This is a genomic window from Bacillota bacterium (genome assembly GCA_012837285.1).
Taxonomy (GTDB): Bacteria; Bacillota; DTU030; order DUMP01; family DUMP01; genus DUNI01.
This window is the reverse complement of record DURJ01000030.1, coordinates 1-6576: the sequence shown is the minus strand read 5'-3', so window position 1 is coordinate 6576 and position 6576 is coordinate 1. Positions and strand designations below refer to the sequence as shown.

Below are 6576 nucleotides of genomic sequence, written 5' to 3'. Positions count from 1 at the left end.
CAGGCAACACCGACAGGCAGATACACCACCGCCCGCTGGCCCAGTTGCTGCGCCGTCCAAGCCACGCCGCGCCCATGATTCCCGTCAGTGGCCGTGGCAAAGGTTACCTCGCCCAGCTTCCGCCGCAGTTCTTCAGAGCAAAGGTAATCAAATGTTAGCGCTCTCTCGTCCAGGCCCAGCTGGCGGCCAATGAACTTACCCATGGCATAAGAGCTCCCCAGCACCTTAAACGCATTCAGGCCAAACCGGGCTGACTCGTCCTTCACATAAATATGCCCTACACCCAGCTCCCGGGCCAAATTAGACAAATTAGCCAAGGGAGTCGGTTCATAGCCAGGCAAAGACTGATGAAACTTCCTGATCCGCTGGGCCGTCTTTATATCTAAGAAAGCCGGCGGTGTCATTCCAGCCAATTCTTGCCTTTTGTCTTCAGCCACGATCCCCTTAAGTCCTAGTCTTTCAACTGTAAGAACCATATTTGCCCTCCTTTTTGACTTTTCTGCAATTTAGCTTACTGGTACTGACTCTATAACCCATCTTGCCGGTAGAATTCTGTTCGTATCAATAATCTTCTACTTAGCAAGCACAATTCCTGCCACAAAAAAAGACTCCGGCACTCTTTGTCGTCGGAATCCTTGCTGTTATCACAGATAAATTACCAAGCCCACTCCTATCAAGGACGAGATGACTCCAAATCGTTATGTACCCTACCAGACTGCTTCTGATCAATAACTATCGATTCTTTCGAAACCATCTCAATAAATTTTGCCGCCAGCAACGGGTCGAATTGCGTGCCACTGCCTTCGGACAACTGCTTGATAGCTTCTTCCCTAGATAACGCTTTCCTATATGTCCTATCAGAAGTCATGGCATCCCAGGCATCAGTTATGGCCAGTATTCTAGCGCCCAATGGAACGTGACCATTCCCAATATCACCGGGGTAACCGGAACCGTCAATACCTTTGTGGTGATACAGCACCATTTCTGCACATTTCTGCAATCCCGCAATAGGTCTTAGTATATCGTGACCATACTCAGGGTGTTGTTTTACTAACTCGAATTCCTCTGTGGTCAGCCGTCCGGGTTTTTTCAGGATGTTATCCGGAATTCCGATCTTACCGATGTCATGAAGGATTCCTGCCTTATACAGATCCTCCAGCTGCTCAGAAGACAGGCCGATTTCCTTGCCCAGCCACACGGAATACTCCGCCACTTTTTCGGCGTGGTTAGCTGTATAAGGATCTTTCGCATCTATGGTACGTGCAAACGAGGAAGTCAGCTCTTTTAGAGTGGTATCAAGCTCCGCGTTTGTTCTCAACAACTGTCGGTTCTTTACTAATAGCAAGGAACTGCTTATCCCGGAAATGTACCCGGTGAAGGCAAAAAAGGCTGCTCTTAACATCCAATTACCGGTCTCCTGCATTACTCCGGCCACAACATCACTTGGCATTAGTGGGCCGCACAACAAACCGGAAACCAGACCCGTTACACTGCCCCACGCCCTACCTTTAACTACCCCAGTAATAACAATGGGAAGGTAAAACAGATTGGGAAACGATGTCTTAGCTCCTCCGGATAGATAAACTGAAAAGGTTACGGCTAACAAAACCAAACCCAAAATACCTACATAAGTTATCAATGACTGTGTCTTCCTCAATTGTCGGCGTCCTTCTTGAATAAGGAGCAACAGTCTTTCCAACCAGGACTCGGCCACTTCCCTCTCCACTACTCCAATTCCCTCACAATCTTTTGTCTTAATACCCCAGGTCACCAAATCTGGGAAACTTTACAGCACCTTGTTAAGTTAATGTATAACCAGGTGTCCACGATCATTAATTCGAGCCACAACGTAGTTATCTCCACTGCCAAATTTGTAACTACTACTTCCAACTTGTATGGTCACATTGGGATGAACTTTATTAATCTTGATTGTTCCTTTTGCATCTACCCTAAGCAAAGTAGGCGTTCCTGCTAACGACCCTGCTTCGTTGACGATTGCTTCCTTTCTCGAATATACAACCCCGCCCCTTACCACACCCGGTCTTCCCTGAACATGCACAGCCCGCCCAGCATACAAATGCGACTGGTAACACCCTGGCCCAAAGACAATTATATCACCACTGGCCTCAACGTACGTACCCTGAACATAGCAAGCTTTAAAAGACAATCTATCTTCATTCGTTTCACTCATGCTCTCATGGAAACCCCTAGCTATTTTGGTCACCATAATGAGTTTACCAATACCTGCGTTCTCTGGTTTGCTACCTCCCTGCAGCAATTCCTGCAATGGGGTAAGGACATCCCAGACCTCTTTGGCAGACATTCCTTCGACTCCTTTGTAGCCAGCGGTAAGGTGTTCTATCAATTCCCGAACACAACGGAACTTGCTATCCACCAGTTTCTGCAGAACCAGCACCCAACCTTGCCGGGCTATCACTTGAGCCAACTCAGGATGCTGAGTCATCTGAGTCATGATTCTCGTGCAGTCTTCTAGTTTTTGTGTCAGTCGCTCCCAATCTGTACAGTGTTTTAAATGCAGTAAACCAACACCGCCAGCTTGTACTGAGCCACCTATTAGATTCTTATATACTACTACTCGTCCGCTGGCCTTCAGCGAGGCATTGTTTGCATTTCCCATAATATCAATATCGCCACCTGCTTCCACAGCCATGTTATCTTCCACATTACCCTTGACCACCACATCGCCATCGAACTTTATGTTTCCGGTGCTAAGTTTCACTCCTTGTTCCTGCACTAGCACCGGGAAGACTACTATCCGGCCCTGTACCATGGCCGGGCGCCCATTTCGCGTGGCAACAACACTCATGTTGTCAACCACCTTGCACCCCTCGCCTGCTTTCAGTTCAACATCCTTGGGTTTAGGTGGAGCTAAGACTTCGCCGGTTACAGAAAGCCCCGGCTTCCCAGGTCGTAGAGAATGTTTTACCGCCAGTTCGTCCCCGACCTTAACCGTAGGTACGTGAATAAGCTTGCGCCAATCGATCTTCTGTGAATCGTCCGTCGGTATATGAAAACTCGTCTCTTGCTCAAACTTTAGCTCTACAGAAGCATCTTGACCGGGAGTCGGTGCTAGCCCGCGCGCCACAACCCGAGGTGCATCGGTAGGGTTGGCCATTAGAGCCGCAATGGCACCGACATCAATACCTACAACAATACCTTGATTCTTAAGCGCCATCGTCACCTGGCGAGGGTCAACAGTGGGAGGGCTCTCCTCTATTATGTCTTCGTCGATTAGGTCCCGGATGAACGGTAAATCTTTGAGGGAACAGTAATCGCCGGATATTGTTGGCTTAACGCCAGCCGTAGCCGTAAGTCCATTGGGTGCAATCTCAATTGTTATCTTTGTTTGTCCGGGTTTGACTGTTTCTGCCGCAATTCCGCCAGTACTGCCTATGCCTGCCACATCTTTGCCGACAGCGTTTCCTGCGGTAGACACATTCATCCCCCCCAATGGCAATTACTTGACTTTATCTATCCATAACCCGTCGCACACAAAAAACCAGACTCCTCCGTCTGGTTTTCCGGTAAATCCATTCGTATCATCTAGTACCGGCAACCCAGCCGCCATAACCAAAACACGGTGTTAGGCCTGTGGTTTTGCGTCTCCGCCTTTCGACGGATTTGCCCTTGACGGTGATAAATTCACTAAACCTTCTTAACACTAGCACCCAAAATTGACTACCATAATAAGAACCTCATGCTTGTCAACTATACCTACGTCCCAGTAATCAGTAGGTATTAAGTGCTGCCCCGATCACACACTCTAGTCAATAAATACTAATCTTGTTGTTAATTATAATGCTTTATGGCATATAGTGTCAAGTAACCCCTGACCTGACCAGGGTAGACAGGCCATGCTAAAGTAAAACAGGCACTGATAAAAGTAGGAGTCTCTGGGGTATTATCTAAGTGGTCAAAACCAGAAAATGACCCCGAAAGGAAACTTCCCACCCAATGACATTATGCCGGAAGCTAAAGGAATAAAGAACCAATAACCGTACTGTCAATGCTCTTTTTAGGACGCGACACTGTATATGCTTCTCCCAGCCCCGTAGTAGCACTCGTAAACGTGTTGGAAAACAGCGGCAGCCTTGGCCTCGTAAATTTCCGTGGTGTAAACCGCCGGCAATCCCTTATCCAAGATTTTCTCAATGGTAACCCGTACCTGAGCCCGGTCCTGCTGCCGCTTGCGCCAGTCGAGAATTAGCTTCTCGCGCTTTAGAGTCTCCAGCAGCTCGCGGGCCGTCTTCTTAACCTGCTCCCGTTCCTTCCTGGTAAGGTCGATTTCAGGTTTGGTAAGAAGATCAAATAGGGCCAGCTCCTCTTCGCTGAGCTCTTCGCCCACAGCCCGCTGTTCTTCTTTTGTAAGGCTCTGGGCAAATTCCATCAGGCGACGGAAGAGTTCTTCAACGTTGATGCTCCCGGAATTGTACTCATCGATCATCCTTTGAAAGCGTTCCAGATAGTCTATCCTGGTGCGATTCAGGCGGACCATCTTGTGCAGATGCCGAGCAACAGTGGCCTTGGCCCGCTCCAGCTCGGTAAACTTGCGTCCGCGCTCGAATCTGTCTTTAAGGCTCTCAAAATCAATTTGGCTAAGGTTGACCAAAGGCTGGCCTTCCTTGATTATATATCCTTTGGCTGCTATGGAGCGATCCAGGAGACCTTCTACCTGATACATAATCTCCGAAATATCTACCGGGGCGCTCAAAGCACGGATCTTCTGTGCCAAGACCCGAATCAGGCCGCAATGGGCCTGCAGCTCCTCGCCTGCCGGGTCCGGAAGGATTGCCTTGTAGAGTCGGTCAACGTTGTTGGCGCAATTAAGATAGTGCTTCTTCTCCTCTTCCGAGGCTACCAGAGCCTCAACGGCATCGTCCAGCAAAGAAATCCGCTCAAATCCCTGCGCCTCGATTATGGCTTGCAACTGGACACCCTGCTTCTGGCAAAGTTCCCTGGCCTCCCCGATAGCATGTTTCAGCGCCGCCACCAAAGCCTCCTTGTCCTGGACCGGGCTCTCTCCCTCCCCCTTGTCGCCACCGGCCCCGTAGATGGCCAGCGCCTTCTCCAGATTTCTGAAAACGCCCACGTAGTCTACGATCAGGCCGCTCACCTTGTCCCGGTAGACCCGGTTGGCTCGAGCGATAGTCTGCATCAAGGTATGGTTGCGCATGGGCTTATCCAGGTAGAGAGTAGAGCAAGAAGGCACATCAAAACCGGTGAGCCACATGGCACAAACAAATACCAGTCGAAACGGATCAGCAGGATCCTTAAACTTGGTTTCCATATCCTCCTCAACCATCCTTTTGCGGTGCGGACGGATATCGAGGCCTTTTTGATCCATATCGTGGATTTCATTCTGAGACGGGGACACAATCACCGCCATGTCAGTCTCTTCAAGTAACTTGATGTTCTCTTTTATCCCAGGCCATTCTTCTTCCGGAGCCCGCCTGAGCTGCAAGCTAAGCTCTTTAATCTTTTTCATCCAGTGCTTCCGTACCTTGTCGTACATGCGTATAGCCGTGGCCTTATCGATGCAGATGACCATAGCCTTGCCCTGGAAGCCCCGGCCAATAAAGTGATCTACTATGTCCGCCGCCACCGCCTCCAAGCGGTCATCTCTGGTAATGAGATGGTACTGGCAGGCAAACTCTCTTTCTACCTTCTTCTCCTGCTCTTCGTCCAGTGCCGCCGCATCAAGCAAATCGGCCATATCTTCATTGAGATCCTGGTTGGTCAACTGCAGTTCGGGGATGCGGTTTTCGTAGTACAGGGGCACGGTAGCCCCGTCCTCCACCGACTGGCGAAAGTCATAGATGCTAATGTAGTCGCCAAAAACCTGCCGGGTTTTCTCTTCGCCCACAATCAGCGGGGTGCCGGTAAAGGCAATAAACGAGGCCTTGGGCAGTGCCGTGCGCATATTCAGGGCCAGGGTATCATACTGGCTGCGGTGGGCCTCGTCGGTAATAACGATAATATCGTCCCGCTCCGACAGTACCGGGTGCTCTTCGCCCGGCTCGGTGCGGAACTTATGAATCAGGGTAAAGATATAGCGGTGATCCTCGCGCAGCAGTTGGCGCAGATGCCTGCTACTGTCGGCCTGGGCTTTCCCTTCGGTAACAACACTGGTGGAGGTAAAGTTCTTATAGATCTGATCATCCAGCTCCTTGCGGTCGGTAACCACTACAAAGCTCCAATTGCCCGGCACCTTACGCAGCACCTTCTGGGAAAAGAAGATCATGGATATGCTCTTGCCGCTCCCCTGAGTATGCCAAAATACCCCCAGGCGCCCTTGCCGCTGCTTCATTTCGGCCAGGGCTCTAAGGGCGCAATTCACACCCAAGTACTGGTGGTTTTTGGCCACCAGCTTAACCTGCCCTCCGGGCACCTCCATGAACAGGGTGAAGTTTTCCACCAGGTCCAGCAGCCTCGCCGGATCACAGGTGCCCCTAAGCATCGTCTCCAAGGAAATGCGCCCCGGCTCCGATTCGCACTCCACCTTTTTCCACTCGGCAAAGTGCTCCCAGCCGGCGGTGATGCTGCCCACCCGGCTCT

The 6576-nt window shown here is 50.4% G+C and carries 4 protein-coding genes and 1 riboswitch; all 4 genes read right to left on the bottom strand.

Going from position 1 to position 6576, the window contains the following annotated elements; all coding sequences use genetic code 11:
- On the bottom strand, positions 1 to 404 hold a 404-nt coding region (locus GX016_01775; GenBank protein HHT70292.1), incomplete at its 3' end, for a pyridoxal-phosphate dependent enzyme.
- Between the two features lie 269 nt (positions 405 to 673).
- Positions 674 to 1726, bottom strand: a complete 1053-nt coding sequence (locus tag GX016_01770) for an HD-GYP domain-containing protein (GenBank protein ID HHT70291.1) — start codon at positions 1724 to 1726, stop codon at positions 674 to 676.
- Between the two features lie 78 nt (positions 1727 to 1804).
- The gene (locus GX016_01765; protein HHT70290.1) at positions 1805 to 3457 is read right to left on the bottom strand and encodes a DUF342 domain-containing protein; all 1653 of its coding nucleotides are present in this window, start codon (positions 3455 to 3457) and stop codon (positions 1805 to 1807) included.
- A gap of 112 nt (positions 3458 to 3569) precedes the next feature.
- A riboswitch (cyclic di-GMP riboswitch) is annotated at positions 3570 to 3657 on the bottom strand.
- 379 nt (positions 3658 to 4036) lie between these two features.
- On the bottom strand, positions 4037 to 6576 hold a 2540-nt coding region (locus tag GX016_01760; GenBank protein HHT70289.1), incomplete at its 5' end, for a type I restriction endonuclease subunit R.